Source organism: Bradyrhizobium lablabi (assembly GCF_018129385.1).
GTDB classification, from domain to species: Bacteria; Pseudomonadota; Alphaproteobacteria; order Rhizobiales; family Xanthobacteraceae; genus Bradyrhizobium; species Bradyrhizobium lablabi_C.
On the sequence record NZ_JAFCLN010000004.1, the window covers coordinates 66637 to 84212 of the forward strand.

A 17576-nucleotide genomic window follows, 5' to 3' on the forward strand; every position below is an offset into this window, starting at 1 on the left:
ATGTGGACCCGGGGCTTTTCGCCCTCTTGGTCAGAAAATCCCGGTCAGTGAATCTCAGCCGATCGCTTCAGTGCCTCTTTCAGCTTCTCGAGCGAAAAGTCCTTGGCTCGCGCGATTTCCAGGATCGGCGTCTCGCGGCGGGCGCAGAGTTCGCACGCGTCGGGAATTTTTGCCGCGATATCGTGCGGGATCACGATCGCGCCGTGGCTGTCGGCGTGGATCAAATCGTCGGATTTCACCGTCATGCCGGCGACGCGCACTTCGCCGCCAAAACTTTCGGCGTGCACCCAGGCATGCGACGGCCCGATCGAGCCGGCCAGCGCCTGAAAGCCCGGCGCCCATTGCGGGATGTCGCGGATCGATCCGTCGGTGATCACACCGAGGCAGCCGAGCGCCTTGTGCACGTTGCTCTGCACCTCGCCCCAGAACGCGCCATAGCCGACGTCGGCACCGTCGAGGTCCTGGATGACGGTGATGCGCGGTCCGAAGCCGGTGCCGACATATTCGTAATAGGCGATGCGGCGCCGCGCCTGCTCGTCGGCCGGCAGGCCGGACTTCACCACCGAGCGGATCGTCACGGTGCGGGCATAGCCGACCATCGGCGGCAGATCGGGAAACGGGCAAACCAGCGGCTTGGTGGTGTAGCCGATCAGCCGCCGCTCCGGCGCCACGATCTCCATCGCATTGCAGATCGTCGGCGTGTCGTAGCGCGCCAGCGCCTCGAGGACGGAAGCGGGCAGCGGGGCGGATTGGGTCACGGCGTTTCTCTCCTGGTTCTTGGGAACGTCTTTTTGGAAGGCAGAACCAGCCTATAGCCGAGATCGGGCGCGAACCCAACTCGGCTCCGGTCATGGCAGATATTTTGGGAGAACCGCGATGCGTCAGTTCAGCCGCGCCGGCCGCTCGTTATCCTGCTCGGTATTGGCGGCTGGCGGAAAGGACGCCGGCGCCGAACCGGCTGGCGTGGTAGTTTCCGCCGACGTTTCCGCAAGCGCTGCAGCGCGCTGGTGGTCGCGATAGGACTTCCAGCCGAACGGCAGGCTCGCCAGGTACAACACCGAGCCTATCGACAGGATGTACCAGGGATAGCCGATCAGCAGTGCGACGAAGAAGATCACCCCGACGAACACCGGCAGCACCATCTCCGGCGCTACCCGCATCTTCACGGATTTGCCGGAGAAGACCGGCAGGCGCGACACCATCAGGAACGCGATCAATAGCGTATAGGCCGCCGTCAGCGTCGCCGGCGATTTGGGCATGCCGAGGAAGGCGACATAGATCGGCAACATCGCGAGGATCGCGCCCATCGGGGCCGGCACGCCGGTGAAATAGTTGGCGGCATAGGCCGGCTTGTTGGGATCGTCCATGGTGGCGTTGAAGCGTGCGAGCCGCAGACCGCCCGCAATCGCAAACACCATGGCCGCGATCCAGCCGCCATTGCCCAGTTCCTGCAACTGCCAGAAATAGAGCATCAAGCCGGGCGTGACGCCGAAATTGACGAAGTCGGCGAGGCTGTCGAGCTCGGCGCCGAACTTCGACTGGCCCTTGATCATGCGCGCAACGCGGCCGTCGACGCCGTCGAGGATCGCGGCGAACACGATCGCGGCGACCGCCAGCTCCATCCGCCCTTCGATCGACAGACGGATCGCGGTCAGGCCGGCGCAGATCGCCAGCAGCGTGATGACATTGGGCACCAGCATCCGCACCGGAATCGGGCGAAACCGGCGGCGGCGCATGTCGGGCGTTTTTCCGTCCAAGGGGATCATGACGCCAATATAACGCTTGGAACGCCGCTTCGCTATCGGCCAGGGACCTTCACCGCGCCGCAACGAGAATTGGTTAATCCGCCCGCCAGGTGCGGCCGGCGTCGCCGGCGCGGAAATCGGCCAAAATCGTCTCGCCGGCGACCGCGGTCTGGCCCTGCGATACCAGCGCCTGGACGCCGTCGGGCAGATAGACGTCGAGCCGCGAGCCGAAGCGGATCAGGCCGAACCGTTCGCCGGCGTTGATCGACTGCCCCTCCCGCACGAATGAGACAATACGCCGCGCCACCAGCCCGGCGATCTGCACCACGCCGATGCGGCCCTGCGGCGTCGAGATCACCAGCGAGTTGCGTTCATTGTCCTCGCTTGCCTTGTCGAGCTCCGCATTGATGAAAGCGCCCGGCCGGTAGACGATGCGGTCGATCCGGCCCGCCACCGGGCTGCGGTTCACATGGCAGTTGAACACGCTCATGAAGATCGAGACGCGCGTCAGCGGCCTGTCGCCGAGCCCGAGTTCGGCCGGCGGCAACACCTGCGCGATCATCGAGACACGCCCGTCGGCCGGCGCCACCACGATGCCCTCGCGCACCGGCGTCACCCTCACGGGATCGCGGAAGAACAGCGCGCACCAGACTGTCAGCACGGTGCCGATCCACCCCAGCGGCGTCCAGATCCAGAACAGGATCAGGCTGGCCAGCGCAAAGCCGCCGATGAACGGGTAGCCTTCGGGATGAACAGGTGGAATTTGCGCGCGAATGGAGTTGGCGATCGACATTGATGTCCCTGTGCTGTCCCTCTGCGCCGGAGATGGCGTGGAAAACTATTCCGCCGCGGCCGGCGTGATCAGATCGTCATCGACCGGCGGCGGCTCGCGGTTCGGCGCTCCGTTGTCGTCGCCGATCTCGGCCAGCTTCTCGCGCGCGGCTTCGGCCTCGCGCTGCCGGTTCCACATACTGGCATAAAGTCCGCCCGATGCCAAAAGCTGGAGATGGGTGCCGCGCTCGGCGATCCTGCCCTGATCGAGCACGATGATCTCGTCGGCGGTGACGATGGTCGAGAGCCGGTGCGCGATGACAAGCGACGTGCGGTTGCGCGAGACGCGGTCCAGCGCCTCCTGGATCTCGTGCTCGGTATGGCTGTCGAGCGCGGAGGTCGCTTCATCCAGCACCAGGATCGGCGGCGCCTTCAAAATGGTGCGCGCGATCGCGACGCGCTGCTTTTCGCCACCGGAAAGCTTGAGGCCGCGTTCGCCGACCTGGGTCTCATATCCCTTCGGCGAATGGCGGATGAACGTATCGATCTGCGCCAGCCGCGCCGCCTCTTCCACCTCGACATCGCCGGCGTCCCAGCGGCCGTAACGGATGTTGTAGCGGATGGTGTCGTTGAACAGCACGGTGTCCTGCGGAACCATGCCGATCGCCGCGCGCAGCGAATCCTGCGACACGCTCCTGATGTCCTGCCCGTCGATCGTGATCCTGCCGCCGGAGACGTCATAGAGGCGGAACAACAGCCGCGAGATCGTCGACTTGCCGGCACCCGATGGGCCGACGATCGCAACCGTCTTGCCGGCCGGCACCTCAAAACTCAGGCCTTTGAGGATCGGCCGGTCCGGCTCATAGGAAAAGCGCACATCCTCGAACCGCACATTACCCGACGTCACCGCCAGCGGCATCGCACCCGGGACATCCTTGATTTCGGGGTCGCGCGCCAGCACGTTGAACATCTTCTCGATGTCGATGATCGCCTGCTTGATCTCGCGATAGACCATGCCCATGAAATTCAGGGGCACGTAAAGCTGGATCATCATGGCGTTGACCAGCACGAAATCGCCGACCGTATTGGTGCCGTTGCGGATGCCGAAGGCGCACATCAGCATGGTCGCGGTAAGACCTGCGGTGAAGAGCACGGCCTGGCCGGCGTTGAGGACAGCGAGCGACGTATAGGTGCGGATGCTCGCCTCTTCGTAACGCGCCATCGAGCGGTCATAGCGCGCGGCCTCGCGGGCTTCGGCGCCGAAATATTTGACCGTCTCGTAATTGAGCAGCGAGTCGATTGCCTTGGTGTTCGCCTCGGTATCGGAATCGTTCATCTTGCGGCGGATCTCGATCCGCCATTCGGTCGCGATGTAGGTGTAGTACATGTAGGCGGCGACCATGATCGCGGTCGCCAGGACGTAGCGCCAGTCGAATTGCCAGAACAGCACCGCCAGCATCAGCGTCACCTCGACGATCGTCGGGATCAGTTGCAGGATCACCATCCGCACGATCACTTCGATGCCGGCTCGGCCACGCTCCAGTACGCGCGTCAGCCCGCCGGTCTTGCGCTCCAGGTGGAAGCGCAGCGACAATTCGTGCATGTGGACGAAGGTGATGTAAGCGAGCTTGCGCACGGCGTGCATGGCGACGCGGGCAAAGATGCCGTCGCGCCATTGCGTAAGCAGCGCCATCAGCACGCGCACCCCGCCATAGCCGATCGTCATCAACAGGGGCGAAGCGATCAGCCAGAACAGCCAGTTCGACGCCTCCACCGGCGCACTGTTCGCCCCCGTGAGCGCATCGATTGCCCATTTCAGGGTGAACGGCACGGACAGCGTCGCGAGCTTTGCGGCGAGCAGCAGCACCACCGACCAGACCACGCGCATCTTCAGATCGGCGCGATCACCCGGCCAGATATAAGGCCACAGATGCGCCAGCGTGCCGATCAGGGTCGCCTTGTCGGGGGAATTGGACGTGAGGGGCGGCTCGTCGGCACGCAAGGGTTCATCGGTCACGGCCATCTGCTGGCGTTCCCTTTATCGTTTCCTTGGCAAGCCGGCGCGGGACACAATGTCACGTGATTTTCGGTCGATCGCATTGAGCCTGTCATATAGGGGATTTAGCCGTCGCGTACAGCCTCGAAAAGGCGATTCTTTCTCGAATTTCAGGCATTTGCAGGACTGTTCTGCTGTGCCGGCGAATCCTGTAACCTTGACGCATCCTCGCTGCAGTGCCACATGCGCGATATGAACAAAATCAATACTGTTTGTGTCTATTGCGGCTCCGGCCCCGGCACAAATCCCCGCTTTGTCGAGTCGGCTATCGCACTCGGCAAGATCTTCGCAGAAAACGATGTTCGTCTGGTCTATGGCGGCGGCTCGGTCGGCCTGATGGGCGCGATCGCCAAGTCCGTGCTCGAACATGGCGGCGCCGTCACCGGCATCATCCCGGATTTCTTGCGTGCGCGCGAGAACGCGCTGACGCGCGTGCAGGAGATGATCGTCACGCCCGACATGCATGAGCGCAAGCGACTGATGTTCGAGCGCTCGGATGCTTTCGTTGCGCTACCCGGCGGCGTCGGCACGCTGGAGGAACTGGTCGAGATGCTGACCTGGCAGCAGCTCGGCCGTCATGCCAAGCCGATCCTGCTCGCCAATATCGACGGGTTCTGGGAGCCATTGATGGCGCTGTTGTCGCATATGAGAGCGGCGCAATTCATCCGGCCAAATCTCGAAGTCGATATTTTGAAGGCCGAGCGCGTCGAGGACATTCTACCTCGCCTTCGTGCCTACGCCGCGCGTACGCCGGACAGCGGGAAGAAGCTCGCGCCGGAAGTGGAGCGGCGGCTGTAATCACTCCGTCGGAAACGTAACGGCCTCGATGCGATTGCCATCGGGATCGACGACAAACGCCGCGTAATATTTCACTCGATCATGCGGCCGTATGCCCGGCCCGCCGTCGGAACGAGCGCCCGCCCTGACCGCGGCTGCATGAAATGCGTCGACCTCATCAGATGATTTCGCGCGCAGGCAGATGTGCACGCCGCTGCCCTCCTCCACCGGCGCCATGTTGGCGCGCAGGTTGATCCAGAATTCCGGATAAGCCTTGCCGAAGCCGACCGTGGCGGGCCGCGTCACCAGCCGCGACAGGCCGAGCGCCGCCAGCGTCACTTCGTAGAAGCGTGCAGCGCGTTCGAGGTCTCGGACGGCCACCGAGACGTGGTCGATCATTCGGCTCCCCTTCCAATTGTGACAATTATGACAGTGACATGACAGTTGCCGCTCGCAATTTTTTGTCGTGACGAGCAAGAATTTATGACACAAATAATACAGACGAGTGTCATCCAGAATAAAGTTTGGAGCGGTTGATGAGCTTGGAATGGCAGGCGCGGTCAGGTTCCCTGGTCTGGTCGAACCAAGTGGCCTGGTGGTGGAGTCTTTTGACTCTGGTCAGTGCCGTGAACATTGCGATCTGGTTCGCGCTGTATCGCTGGCTGCTCGAACAGCCGGCTGGCGGTCTCGTCACCAAGCCCGGCATCGAGCTGATGCTGCTGCTGTGCGCCGGCTATGTCTTCGGCTGCGCCTTCCGCTCGTTCCTGCCGCGCGCAGATGTCCAGCGCATCTGCCTGTTCGACACCTGGCTGTCGAGCGTGATGGTCGGCCGCACGGTGGCGACCGTGGCCGAAGTCTGCTTTGCCGTGCAGTGGGCGATCATTCTCTATCAGCTCGGCGCGATGACGGGCGCGGACACCGTCACCAACATCGCCTGGGTGATCGTGCCGCTGATCCTGATCGCCGAGTGCTTTTCCTGGTACGCGGTGCTGACCACGCACTACCTCTACAACGCCATCGAGAATTCGATCTGGGCCATCGTCTTCTTCCTGGTCGGTGTCGCCCTTTGCCGGCTGTTTCCGGAATTCCATGGCCCGGTTCGCTGGGTGCTCGCCATGGGCATCGCGGGCATCGTGTTCTTCCTCGCCTTCCTGATGACTATCGACGTGCCCATGTATCTGAGCCGCTGGCGCGCCGAGGTCGGCGACGGCAGCAATCTGCTTCACCCTCTCGAGGGGCTACGCGACGTCAGCCGCCGCTGGGTGGTGACGCGCGACCATGCCGAATGGAAGGACGAGATCCCCTGGATGTCGCTCTATTTCAGTGCGGCGGTGTGGTCGAGCCTTGCGCTATGCGTCTGCTACTCGCTGGAGGACCAGCTTCCGCGCTATCGCACCCAGGCGACGACCGCGATCTCGGCGCCGGCCACGTCAACGGCTCACGCCGGCGCGCCTGACTTGACCAATTTGTAGACCACCGAATCCATCAGCGCCTGGAACGAGGCGTCGATGATATTCGGCGAGACGCCGACGGTGGTCCAGCTATCGCCGGCCTCGTCCTCGCTCTCGATCAGCACGCGCGTGACCGCCTCCGTGCCGCCATTGAGGATACGCACGCGGTAGTCGATCAGCTTTAGCCCCTCGATGTATTTCTGGTATTTGCCGAGATCCTTGCGCAGCGCGACGTCGAGCGCGTTGACCGGACCGTTGCCTTCGGCGGCCGAGATCAGCCGCTCGCCGGCGACGTCGACCTTTACCACCGCCAGCGCCACCGTGACGCGCTGGCCGTTGGCGTTGTAGCGCTGCTCCACATTGACGTCGAACTGCTCGACCCGGAAATATTCTGGCACCCGGCCGAGCGTGCGCCGCGCCAGCAACTCGAACGAGGCATCTGCGGATTCATAGGCATAGCCCGCCGCCTCCCGCTCCTTCAATTCCTCGACGAGGCGCGTCAGCCGCGGATCGCTCTTCTCGTAGGGAATGCCGGCGCGATCGAGTTCGGCGATGACATTGGAGCGGCCCGCCTGGTCCGATACCAGCACCTTGCGGTGGTTGCCGACCGCCTCGGGCGCGACATGCTCATAGGTCTGCGGATCCTTCAGCACGGCGGAAGCATGAATGCCGGTCTTGGTGACAAAGGCGCTTTCGCCGACATAAGGCGCGTGGCGGTTCGGCGCGCGGTTGAGCATGTCGTCGAGCGTGCGCGAGGCCTTCATCAGCCCCGCCATCTTCTCGGCGGTGACGCCGATCTCGAAGGCGTCGGCAAATTCCTTCTTCAGGCGCAGCGTCGGGATCAGCGAGCAGAGATTAGCATTGCCGCAGCGCTCCCCCAATCCGTTAAGCGTGCCCTGGATCTGCCGCGCGCCCGCGCGCACCGCAGCGAGCGAGTTCGCCACCGCCTGCTCGGTGTCGTTATGGGCGTGAATGCCGACATTGCCGCCCGGGATATGCTTGACGACCTCACCGACGATCGCCTCCACCTCGTTCGGCATGGTGCCGCCGTTGGTGTCGCACAGCACCACCCACCGCGCACCGGACTCGTAAGCCGCCTTGGCGCAGGAGAGCGCGAATTCGGCATTCTCCTTGTAGCCGTCGAAGAAGTGCTCGCAATCGAGCATCACTTCGCGGCCCGCAGCCTTCGCAGCCTTCACACTGTCGCGGATCGAGGCGAGGTTTTCCTCGTTGGTGGTCTCTAGCGCAACGCGCACCTGATAGGCGGAGGACTTTGCAACAAAGCAGATCGCATCCGCCTTGGCTTCGATCAATGCCGCCAAGCCCGGATCGTTCGACGCCGAGCGGCCGGCGCGGCGCGTCATGCCGAACGCCGTGAAGCGCGCGTGCTCCAGTTTCGGCTTCTCGGCAAAGAATTCGGTGTCGGTCGGATTGGCGCCGGGATAGCCGCCCTCGACATAGTCGATGCCGAGATCGTCGAGCATCTGCGCGATGACCTGCTTGTCATGCAGCGTGAAATCGACGCCATTGGTCTGCGCGCCGTCGCGCAATGTCGTGTCGAAGAGATAAAGACGTTCGCGGCTCATTGCGCGGCTCCCGGCGCGGCCGGTGTCAGCGCCTTCTGCATCGTGGTATTGGCCAGCCATTCGCCGTGACGGGGCACTGAATTGCGCTGCTGGGCGACATAGCCGCGCTTCCTGAAGAAATCGAGCGCGTTGTCGCTGGCGTCGACCGATAGCGCCTTTGCGCCGCGCGCACCCGCGAGCTTCTCCAGCGCGTCGATCAGCACGGCGCCGACGCCCTGCCCCACCACGCTCGGATGCACATAGAGCATCTCGATATGGTCCGCACCCTTGAGCGAAGCGAAACCGACCGGCGAGTTCTGCATCGTCGCGATCAGCGTCAATTCGCCCGCAAGCTTCTTGCCGAACGCATCTTCATTCTCGGCTGCTGCTGCCCAGGCCTCCTGCTGCGCCTCGCTGTAATCGTCGCCGGTCAGTTCCTGGATCGCGGCAACGAAGATCGCCGCCAGCAGCGGCGTATCCGCCGGCAGGAACGGTCTCAGTGCGGGTTTTGGCAGCGATTGTCCCATTGTCCTTAAAGCAGTTCGATGATGAGTTTCAGGGCAAGCAAGAGCGCGGCAATGATCACCGCCCACTTGATGAAGATGTAGTAGCGCCAGTGTTTTGGGAAAGGTGTCTCGGGCTCATCCATCAGGCCATCTCCCATGTCGTGACCGACTTGCCGTCGGCGCCCCGGCCGTCCTTGAGAACGACACCCATGGCCGCCAGCTCGTCGCGGATACGATCGGACTCCTTGAAGTCCTTCCGCGCGCGGGCGGCGGTGCGCTCGGCGATCAGGCTCTCGACCCGCGCGGGATCGACGCCGCTCGCCTGCTGCTTACGGCCTTTCCATTCCGCTGCTGTTTGCGACAGGAAACCGAGCATCCGCAGCGTCGCCGCGAAATCCGCGCGATCCTTTTCGCTCGCACTCGCCTGATGACGCAAGGCATGCAGTGCCGCCAGCATCTGGGCGGTGTTGAGATCGTCGGAAAGCGCTTCGACGGCGGCAGCCGCAGGCTCGCCGCCCACGGCGTCGGCTGCGAGCGCATACCAGTCGTCCAGCATCCTCGCGCTTTCTTCCACGCTCTTGAGCGTCCAGTCGAGCGGCGAACGATAATGCGTCTTCAGCATGGTGAGACGGAGCACCTCGCCCGGCCAGTCCGCCAGGAGATCGCGGATCGTGAAGAAGTTGCCGAGGGATTTCGACATCTTCTCGCTTTCGATCTGGAGGAAGCCATTGTGCATCCAGAAATTGGCCATGCGATCGGCATGGAAGGCGCAGCAGGTCTGGGCGAGTTCGTTCTCATGGTGCGGGAACACCAGGTCGATGCCGCCGCCATGGATATCGAAGCGTTCGCCGAGATGCTTCCATGCCATCGCCGAGCATTCGATGTGCCAGCCCGGGCGGCCTGATACCGTGATGCCCGCGGGCGACGGCCAGGACGGCTCGCCCGGCTTCGATGGCTTCCACAGCACGAAATCGGTGACATCGCGCTTGTAGGGCGCGACATCGACGCGCGCGCCGGCGATCATTTCGTCGAGCGAACGCCTTGCCAGCGCGCCGTAGCGCGGCAGCATGGTATCAGCCGCGTTCATCGCCTGCGGCGAGAACAGCACGTGATCCTCGGCGACATAGGCAAAGCCGCCGGCCACCAGCTTTTCGATGATCGCGCGCATTTCCGGAATGTGCTCGGTCGCGCGCGGCTGCACCGTCGGCGGCAAGCAGCCGAGCGCTGTGACGTCGTCCTGATATTGCTGAAACGTCTCTTCGGTGACCTTCCGGATCGCCTCGTTCAGGGGAACGCCGGGATAGTCGCGCGCCGCGCGGACATTGATCTTGTCGTCGACGTCGGTGATGTTGCGGACGTAGGTCACATGCTCGGCGCCATAATGATGGCGGAGTACGCGGAACAGCAGATCGAACACGATCGCCGCGCGGCCGTTACCGATATGGGCGAAGTCGTAGACCGTCGGTCCGCACGCATACAGGCGCACGTTCTTTGGATCGATCGGCTCGAAGGGCCGCTTCTCCCGGGTCAGCGTATCGTAGAATCGCAGTTGCATGGAAAATCCCTTGCCTCGCGGCCGGGCGTCCATTGATCTCGTGTGAGAAAAGACGGCCTCAGCCAGCGAATCGCTAGCTAATAATCTCGCAGCAAATGCAGATGGCGAGGAGGCTGTTCATGGTTCCACCATGGGCCAGCGAAGGCCGCGCCGTCAAGGGTGAACCAGCCCGGTTTTGGCTGTTTTCGGCCCGCTCTCCCGGTGCTCCGCAAATCCCGTGGTTAATCATTTTTTACCATTTGGGCCTATCGATGCGCCCGGCGGTTCCCTCATTCGATGGTGCAGCATGCGATTCCTCTCCGCGCTTTTGACCTGTGCCTGCGTCCTCGTTTCGTCAGCAGCTTCCGCCGACACGAAAATCTTCATCGTCGCCAACCAGGCCGACAGCTATGGCGTCGACCAGTGCCTTGCGCGGGGCGACAAATGCGGCGCGCCGGCGGCGCGGGCCTATTGCCAGTCGCGCGACTTTGCTCAGGCCAGCTCCTACCGCCGCGTCGATCCCGACGAGATCACCGGCGCGGTTCCGAAAGCCAGCGACAGATGCGGCCATTCGGGCTGTAACGAATACGTGGCCATCACCTGCCAGCGCTGAAAATCGGCAGGTTTTTGAGGGGATTGCGTCCTCACCGCCATACCGGTGCCCCTAAAACGACGTGACGCTGCCCCGAGAAGCGGGTAGGAAGGCCGCCTTGGCCGCGCCTCGCCGCGTTGGCCCGCGTCCGGCCTTGAGCGGCGGCTCGCGAACATCATGTAATGGCCGGACATGCTGCACAAATTGATGACTTCCCCCTCCCGGTGGCTCCTCGCCTGCGCCGTGCTGATCGGCAGCAGCGCGCTTGGCACCGACGGCTTTGCCCAGATGCAACCGCAGCCCCCTGCCGGACCACCTCAGCCGCAGCAGCAGGCCGCGCCCACGGGCAATCCGATGTGCACGCGGCTGGAAGCACAGCTTGCCACCATGGACCGCGGCGCCGGCACCGGCGATCCCGCCAAGGACGAGCAGATCCGCCGCTACCAGGAAGCGCAGGCGCAGCAGCAGGGCCAGCTCGACCGCGCGGTCGCGCAGGCGAGCCGCATGGGCTGCGAGAGCTCCGGCTTCTTCTCGCTGTTCAACGGCCGCTCGGCGCAATGCGGTCCGGTCAACAATCAGATCCAGCAGATGCGCGCCAATCTCGACCAGATCACCACCAGCCTCGAGCGGCTGCGCTCGGGCGGCCTCGGCGGCGCCGACCGCGAGAACCAGCGGCGCTCGGTGCTGACCGCGCTCGCGCAGAACAATTGCGGCCCGCAATATGCTGCGGCCATGCGCGACCAGGGCCAGGGCGGCCTGTTCGGCGGGCTGTTCGGCAACACCACGATTGCGCCGCCCAGCGCCGATCTCGGTGGCGCCTCCGGTACCTATCGCACCGTCTGCGTGCGCAGTTGCGACGGCGCCTATTTCCCGGTCTCGTTCGCCACCGTGCCGGCGCGTTTTCCCGATGACGACAAGACCTGCAAGCAGCTCTGCCCCGCGGCGGAGGCAACGCTCTACACCTACCGCAATCCCGGCGAGGACATGAACCAGGCCGTGTCGATCAACGGCCAGCCCTATACCGCCCTCCCCAACGCGTTCAAATTCCGCGCCGAGTTCAACCCGTCCTGCTCCTGCAAGGCGGCCGGCCAGACCTGGTCGGACGCGCTGAAGTCGGTCGACGACAAGGCTGCCGTCGAGCAGCAGGGCGACATCATCGTCACCGAGGAGAGCGCGCGGAAGATGCAGCAGCAGAAGATGCAGCAGCAATCGAAGGCGCCTGCCGCCGGCAAGAAGGGCGCGCCTCCCGCTCCGGCCACCACCGCCAGCACGCCGCCGCCCGCAACGGAGGCTGCGCCGCCTGCCGCCGAGTCCGGTAAGGACAAGCCGATCCGCTCGGTGGGGCCGCAATTCCTGCCGAACAATCCGACCACGACGCGGTAGCGTTCCGTTCGGCTCGCTCGATGTTTCTCCGTCATCCTGAGGTGCACGCGTAGCGTGCCTCGAAGGATGAATCGGCCACAGCCGGGCCGTCGTCCTTCGAGGCTCGCCCAGCGGTGCAAGTGCACCGCAAGGCTCGCGCCTCAGGATGACGGAGTTGAGAGTGGCCGCTTGGCTCAATGCAGCTGCGTCTAACCCTCGAACGCCTCCGCAGACACCTTGCCGGCGCGCGTCACCAGCGTCTCGTCCGGCTTCGGCAGAGGCTTACCGTTGTCGCGGAAGCGGTTGGTGATGGGATAGCGGCGGTCGCGGCCGAAATTCTTTTCCGTCACTTTTACGCCGGGCGCGGCCTGCCGGCGCTTGTATTCGGCGATGTTGAGCAGGCGGTCGATGCGGGTGACGACGTCCTTGTCGAATCCGGCAGCGATGATGGTGGCGAGCGGCTCCTCGCGCTCGACCAGGCGCTCGAGGATGCCGTCCAGCACATCATAGGGCGGCAGCGAATCCTGGTCGGTCTGGTTCTCGCGCAATTCGGCGGTCGGCGGGCGCGTGATGATGTTGACCGGAATGACCTCGCCCGAGGGGCCGAGCGCGCCGTCCGGTTTCCATGAATTGCGCAGGGACGACAGGCGGAACACTTCCGTCTTGTAGATGTCCTTGATCGGGTTGAAGCCACCGTTCATGTCGCCATAGAGCGTGGCGTAGCCGACCGACATTTCCGACTTGTTGCCGGTCGTGACCACCATCGCGCCTGTCTTGTTGGACATCGCCATCAGCAGCGTGCCGCGGGTGCGGGCCTGAAGGTTTTCTTCGGTGATGTCGCGCGGCAGGCCGGCGAAGGGAACGGACAGAATCTTCTCAAAGCCGTTCACGGCGTCCGCGATCGGCAGCACTTCGTAGCGGATGCCGAGCGCGGCCGCGAGCTTGGCGGCGTCATCGAGCGACACCTGCGCGGTATAGCGGAACGGCAGCATCACGCCGCGCACGGCATCCGCGCCGAGCGCATCGACCGCGATCGCCGCGCACAGCGCCGAATCGATGCCGCCGGAGACGCCGAGCAGCACGCCGGGAAAGCCGTTCTTGCGGACATAGTCGCGCAGGCCCAGCACGCAGGCGGCATAGTCGCCCTTGTCGCCTTCCGGCAACGGCACGACATGGCCGGAACAGCGCCAGCCGGCATCGCTCTTGGTCCAGGTCAGCGTGGCTATGCTTTCCTGGAATGCCGGCAATTGCGCCGCCACCGACATATCGGCATTGAGCGCGAACGAGGCGCCGTCGAACACCAGTTCGTCCTGCCCGCCGATCTGATTGAGGTAGATCAGCGGCAACCCGCTTTCGGTAACACGCGCAACCGCAACCGAGAGACGGAGATCGTTCTTGTCGCGGGCATAGGGCGAGCCGTTTGGCACCACCAGAATTTCCGCGCCCGTCTCGGCGAGGCACTCGACGATGTTTTCGTATTCCTCGGACTCTTCCAGCCAGATGTCCTCGCAGATGGGGACACCGACCCGCACGCCTTTCACCGTCACCGGACCGGCGGCAGGGCCGCGCGCGAACAGGCGCTTTTCGTCGAACACGCCGTAGTTCGGCAAGTTAGCCTTGAAGCGAAGGGCCGTGATGCGGCCATCGTCGAGCAGCGCGCAGGCATTATAGAGTTTGCCGTCGTCGACCCAGGGCGTGCCGATCAGCATGGCCGGACCGCCGCCTGCGGTCTCGCGCGCCAGCTCTTCCACCGCCGCGCGGCACGCGGCCTGGAAGGCGGGCTTTTGCACGAGGTCTTCCGGCGGATAGCCGCAGATGAACAGCTCGGGCAGCACCACGAGATCGGCGCCGTCGGCCTGCGCCTTTTCGCGCGCGGCGCGTGCTTTCGCGGCGTTGCCGGGGACGTCGCCGACGGTCGGATTGAGCTGCGCCAGCGTGATTTTGAATTGCGGTTCACTCATTCTCTAAATGTGTCCCGCGCACCGGCAAACTTCAATTGCTTGATTCAGATTCCGCCCATGCGCTCGACGAGGGCGAACAACCAGAAGGCCCCGGCCATCAGGATTGAGACGCCGACCGCGGCCGAGCCCATGTCCTTGACCCGGCCGATTTGCGGATCGTGATCCAGCGTCAGCCGGTCGGCGAGCTTCTCGATCGCGGTGTTGAGCAGCTCGACCACCAGGACAAGCACGACGGTCGCGACCAGTTCCACCCGCCGCATGGTGGTGGCGCCGATCAGCCAGGCAAGCGGGATCGACAGCGCAAGCGCGACCAGCTCCTCGCGGATCGCCTGCTCCGAACGGATCGCAAAAGCGAGGCCGTTACGCGTGTTGATCGTCGCCCGCCACAGTCGCAGCAAATTACAATCCCGCTGCGGCCGGCATCGGCTCCGCCTTGCTGGCGCGCTCCTGCTTCAACAATTCGGCGATCAGGAACGCGATATCGATCGACTGCTCCGCGTTGAGGCGCGGGTCGCAGACGGTGTGATAGCGGTCGCTGAGATCTTCGTGGCTGATGGCCCGCGCGCCGCCGATGCATTCGGTGACGTCCTGCCCGGTCATCTCCAGATGCACGCCGCCGGCGTGGGTGCCTTCGGCAGCATGGACGCTGAAGAACGTCTTCACCTCCGACAGGATGCGGTCGAACGGCCGCGTCTTGTAGCCGGTGCTGGAGGTGATGGTGTTGCCGTGCATGGGATCGCAAGACCACACCACCGAGCGGCCCTCGCGCTGGATGGCGCGCACCATGCCCGGCAGATGCTCGCCCGCCTTCTCGTGGCCGAACCGCGTGATCAGCGTCAGCCGGCCCGGCTCGTTGTCGGGATTGAGGACGTCGGCCAGCTTGATCAGTTCATCCGGCTTGAGCGACGGACCGCATTTCAGGCCGATCGGATTCTTGATGCCGCGGAAATATTCGATATGGGCGTGATCGAGCTGGCGGGTGCGGTCGCCGATCCAGATCATGTGGCCGGAAGTCGCGTACCAGTCGCCGGTGGTGGAATCGACGCGGGTAAAGGCCTGCTCGTAGCCGAGCAGCAGCGCCTCGTGGCTGGTGTAGAAGTCGGTGGCGCGCAGCTCAGGATGGGCTTCGAGGTCGAGGCCGCAGGCGCGCATGAAGTTGAGCGCCTCGGAGATGCGGTCGGCCAGTTCCTTGTAGCGGCGGGACTGCGGGGAATCCTTGAGGAAGCCGAGCATCCACTGATGCACGCTGGCGAGATTGGCGTAGCCGCCGGTGGCGAAGGCGCGCAGCAGGTTGAGCGTCGCCGCCGACTGCCGGTAGGCCATCAACTGGCGCTGCGGATCGGGCGTGCGCGCTTCGGCGGTAAACGCGATGTCGTTGACGATGTCGCCGCGGTAGCTCGGCAACTCGATGCCGTTCGCCTTCTCGGTCGGCGAGGAGCGCGGCTTGGCGAACTGCCCGGCGATGCGGCCGACCTTCACCACCGGCAGCGCGCCGGCATAGGTCAGGACGACCGCCATCTGGAGGAAGACGCGGAAGAAGTCGCGGATGTTGTTGGCGCCGTGCTCGGCAAAGCTTTCGGCGCAGTCGCCGCCCTGGAGCAGGAAGGCTTCGCCCCTGGCGACGCGGGCGAGCGCCTTCTTCAGATTCCTCGCCTCGCCGGCGAACACCAGTGGCGGGAAGGTCGCGAGTTGGGCCTCGACGTCGGCCAAGGCCTTGGCGTCGGGATATTGCGGCATCTGCTGCACTGGCTTGGCGCGCCAGCCGTCGGGTGTCCACCGCTCGGACATAGTCGTTAACTCCTGAGCAAAATACCGCTATTCAATGGGAGGTTCCAAGCGGCGGGTTATACACAGGGTTGTGAGGGACCGCTAGGTGGAATTCCGCCTGCTTGGTCAAGCTCTTGCGGCGAAAGCCGAATTCGCATTTGTTAACGGCGTGCGTTGAGTTGCGGGGGAGTTGCGGTGGCTGAGGGTGTTCCAGACGATGTCTTTGCCGACGACATCATCGTGCACGCGATCGACCGCTATCCGCTGGGCGCCACGCTGTTCCTGCCGCGCACCGGCAAGCGCACCCATGCGGTGCTGATCAATGCGGGGACCGGCATCCCGCGCAAATTCTACCGCGGCTTTGCCGGCTATCTCGCGCACCGCGGGTGCGCTGTCCTGACCTACGATTATCGCGGCATCGGCGATTCCAGGCAGAAGGCGATGACCGGCTACAACCAGGTCAAATCGCTGGCCGGCTTCAAGGCCTCGATGGCGGACTGGGCGGCCAAGGATGTCACCGCGGCTGTCAGGTGGATGCGCGAGCGCTACCGCGATTTGCCGCTCGCCTATGTCGGCCACTCCTTCGGCGGACAGGCGTTCGGCCTGCTGGCGAACAACACCGAGGTGTCGCGGACCCTCTTCATCGCGGCGCAGGCCGGCTACTGGAAGCTGATGGCCTCGCCCGAATCCTATCGCGTCTATGCGATGGTCAACTATGTCGGCGTGCCCCTGACAAAACTGTTCGGCTACGCCCCCGGTTGGGCCGGCCTCGGCCAGGACCTGCCGAAGGACGCCTTCCTGCAATGGGCGAGCTGGATCAATAACCCGCGCTATCTGTTCCAGGATCCGAACCTGCCGGGGCTTTCCAATTTCGAGAAGTACAAGGCCGAGCTGCGCGCGATCTGCTTCACCGACGACCCCTGGGCGACGCGCACGGCGGTGGAGCTGCTGTGCTCGGGATTTACCGCGGCCAAGCCCGACATCATGAGCATCACGCCGGCGGATGCCGGGGTGACGAAGATCGGGCATATGGGATTCTTCCGGCCCGAGCACCGCGACACGCTGTGGCGCGGCGCGGCGGAGTGGATGCAGGCGGAGTAGTCACTCTTGTGTCCCGGCCTTGAGCCGGGACCATGCCTTGCCCCCGGCTTCCCTGCTCGCAACTTCTGGGTCCCGGGTCTGCAGCGCATCATTCCGCTCACGCTTCATGCTGCGCGGCGCACGGGACACGATATCCCGCGTCGCCGCCAATCCAACGGTCGTCATTCCCCGCGAAAGCGGGGAATCCAGTACGCCGCGGCCTCTCGGTTCAATCACTGCGGCCTCTGGGATACTGGATCACCCGCCTTCGCGGGTGATGACGGAGAGGGAGTAGAAGCGGCTTGCGCTCCAAACACAGCTTCTCGATCTCGCGGCATGCAATGTCCGAGTTTTGGCAGTCTCTTTCGCCTTCCCTCCAAACCAGAGGGAGCAGGGAATGCCGGGTGCG

General features: G+C 64.2%; 15 protein-coding genes and 1 pseudogene. 5 read left to right on the forward strand and 11 right to left on the reverse strand.

The features are described 5' to 3' along the window. Positions 1-44: 44 nt before the first annotated feature. The 4 genes and pseudogenes from JQ628_RS09880 to JQ628_RS09895 all read right to left on the reverse strand — a co-directional run bounded on the left by JQ628_RS09880 (position 45) and on the right by JQ628_RS09895 (position 4539). Positions 45-758 (reverse strand): RraA family protein, encoded by a 714-nt coding sequence (locus JQ628_RS09880; RefSeq protein WP_212222346.1) that lies wholly within the window; start codon positions 756-758, stop codon positions 45-47. A 123-nt stretch (positions 759-881) separates the two neighbouring features. Beyond that, positions 882-1766, reverse strand: coding sequence for a CDP-alcohol phosphatidyltransferase family protein (locus tag JQ628_RS09885; protein ID WP_212222348.1), 885 nt, complete (start codon positions 1764-1766; stop codon positions 882-884). Between the two features lie 73 nt (positions 1767-1839). Beyond that, positions 1840-2541: pseudogene (locus tag JQ628_RS09890) on the reverse strand (phosphatidylserine decarboxylase); the annotation flags it as partial. 42 nt (positions 2542-2583) lie between these two features. Continuing rightward, positions 2584-4539, reverse strand: coding sequence for an ABCB family ABC transporter ATP-binding protein/permease (locus JQ628_RS09895; RefSeq protein ID WP_212222352.1), 1956 nt, complete (start codon positions 4537-4539; stop codon positions 2584-2586). 225 nt (positions 4540-4764) lie between these two features. Here JQ628_RS09895 and JQ628_RS09900 point away from each other — a divergent pair, with 225 nt between their 5' ends. Beyond that, positions 4765-5370 (forward strand): TIGR00730 family Rossman fold protein, encoded by a 606-nt coding sequence (locus tag JQ628_RS09900; protein WP_212222730.1) that lies wholly within the window; start codon positions 4765-4767, stop codon positions 5368-5370. On the opposite strand, the gene JQ628_RS09905 is transcribed toward JQ628_RS09900, so the two are convergent. Continuing rightward, positions 5371-5748, reverse strand: coding sequence for a VOC family protein (locus tag JQ628_RS09905; RefSeq protein ID WP_212222353.1), 378 nt, complete (start codon positions 5746-5748; stop codon positions 5371-5373). 137 nt (positions 5749-5885) lie between these two features. Between JQ628_RS09905 and JQ628_RS09910 the strand changes: the two genes are divergently transcribed. Next, entirely contained in the window at positions 5886-6821 is a 936-nt protein-coding gene (locus JQ628_RS09910) for a hypothetical protein (protein ID WP_212222354.1), read from the forward strand. Here the strand turns inward: JQ628_RS09910 and cimA are convergent. From cimA to cysS, 3 genes are all read right to left on the reverse strand, one after another. After that, entirely contained in the window at positions 6788-8386 is a 1599-nt protein-coding gene (gene cimA / locus JQ628_RS09915; protein ID WP_212222355.1) for a citramalate synthase, read from the reverse strand. The genes JQ628_RS09910 and cimA overlap by 34 nt on opposite strands. Continuing rightward, positions 8383-8892 carry a GNAT family N-acetyltransferase gene (locus JQ628_RS09920; protein WP_212222356.1) on the reverse strand — a complete coding sequence of 170 codons (510 nt, stop codon included), beginning with the start codon at positions 8890-8892 and terminating at the stop codon, positions 8383-8385. The genes cimA and JQ628_RS09920 overlap by 4 nt, the downstream gene beginning before the upstream one ends. Positions 8893-9013: 121 nt before the next feature. Next, entirely contained in the window at positions 9014-10426 is a 1413-nt protein-coding gene (gene cysS, locus JQ628_RS09925; RefSeq protein ID WP_212222357.1) for a cysteine--tRNA ligase, read from the reverse strand. A 286-nt stretch (positions 10427-10712) separates the two neighbouring features. Here cysS and JQ628_RS09930 point away from each other — a divergent pair, with 286 nt between their 5' ends. Next, positions 10713-11018, forward strand: a complete 306-nt coding sequence (locus JQ628_RS09930; protein ID WP_212222358.1) for a hypothetical protein — start codon at positions 10713-10715, stop codon at positions 11016-11018. A 186-nt stretch (positions 11019-11204) separates the two neighbouring features. Continuing rightward, on the forward strand, positions 11205-12380 hold the full coding sequence (locus JQ628_RS09935; protein WP_249127718.1) for a DUF2865 domain-containing protein: 1176 nt from the start codon (positions 11205-11207) through the stop codon (positions 12378-12380). 188 nt (positions 12381-12568) lie between these two features. Here the strand turns inward: JQ628_RS09935 and JQ628_RS09940 are convergent, their stop codons facing one another. The 3 genes from JQ628_RS09940 to JQ628_RS09950 are packed head-to-tail and all read right to left on the reverse strand — an operon-like array spanning position 12569 to position 16108. Further along, a complete protein-coding gene (locus JQ628_RS09940; protein ID WP_212222360.1) occupies positions 12569-14320 on the reverse strand; it encodes an NAD+ synthase in 1752 nt (583 codons plus the stop codon). Positions 14321-14364: 44 nt separating this feature from the next. Then, complete coding sequence (locus JQ628_RS09945; protein WP_212222361.1) at positions 14365-14718, reverse strand: diacylglycerol kinase; 354 nt, start codon at positions 14716-14718, stop codon at positions 14365-14367. Between the two features lies 1 nt (position 14719). Further along, positions 14720-16108, reverse strand: coding sequence for a class II 3-deoxy-7-phosphoheptulonate synthase (locus JQ628_RS09950; protein ID WP_212222362.1), 1389 nt, complete (start codon positions 16106-16108; stop codon positions 14720-14722). 174 nt (positions 16109-16282) lie between these two features. Here JQ628_RS09950 and JQ628_RS09955 point away from each other — a divergent pair, with 174 nt between their 5' ends. Continuing rightward, positions 16283-17188, forward strand: a complete 906-nt coding sequence (locus JQ628_RS09955; RefSeq protein ID WP_212222363.1) for an alpha/beta hydrolase family protein — start codon at positions 16283-16285, stop codon at positions 17186-17188. Positions 17189-17576: the final 388 nt, after the last annotated feature.

What these genes read in the sequence shown, in the direction of transcription:
- JQ628_RS09900 (WP_212222730.1), top strand. Translation starts at nt 4,765, where the DNA reads ATGAACAAAATCAATACTGTTTGTGTCTATTGCGGCTCCGGCCCCGGC.
- JQ628_RS09895 (WP_212222352.1), bottom strand. Translation starts at nt 4,539, where the DNA reads ATGGCCGTGACCGATGAACCCTTGCGTGCCGACGAGCCGCCCCTCACG.
- JQ628_RS09885 (WP_212222348.1), bottom strand. Translation starts at nt 1,766, where the DNA reads ATGATCCCCTTGGACGGAAAAACGCCCGACATGCGCCGCCGCCGGTTT.
- JQ628_RS09910 (WP_212222354.1), top strand. Translation starts at nt 5,886, where the DNA reads ATGAGCTTGGAATGGCAGGCGCGGTCAGGTTCCCTGGTCTGGTCGAAC.
- JQ628_RS09920 (WP_212222356.1), bottom strand. Translation starts at nt 8,892, where the DNA reads ATGGGACAATCGCTGCCAAAACCCGCACTGAGACCGTTCCTGCCGGCG.
- cimA (WP_212222355.1), bottom strand. Translation starts at nt 8,386, where the DNA reads ATGAGCCGCGAACGTCTTTATCTCTTCGACACGACATTGCGCGACGGC.
- JQ628_RS09940 (WP_212222360.1), bottom strand. Translation starts at nt 14,320, where the DNA reads ATGAGTGAACCGCAATTCAAAATCACGCTGGCGCAGCTCAATCCGACC.
- cysS (WP_212222357.1), bottom strand. Translation starts at nt 10,426, where the DNA reads ATGCAACTGCGATTCTACGATACGCTGACCCGGGAGAAGCGGCCCTTC.
- JQ628_RS09905 (WP_212222353.1), bottom strand. Translation starts at nt 5,748, where the DNA reads ATGATCGACCACGTCTCGGTGGCCGTCCGAGACCTCGAACGCGCTGCA.
- JQ628_RS09935 (WP_249127718.1), top strand. Translation starts at nt 11,205, where the DNA reads ATGACTTCCCCCTCCCGGTGGCTCCTCGCCTGCGCCGTGCTGATCGGC.
- JQ628_RS09950 (WP_212222362.1), bottom strand. Translation starts at nt 16,108, where the DNA reads ATGTCCGAGCGGTGGACACCCGACGGCTGGCGCGCCAAGCCAGTGCAG.
- JQ628_RS09930 (WP_212222358.1), top strand. Translation starts at nt 10,713, where the DNA reads ATGCGATTCCTCTCCGCGCTTTTGACCTGTGCCTGCGTCCTCGTTTCG.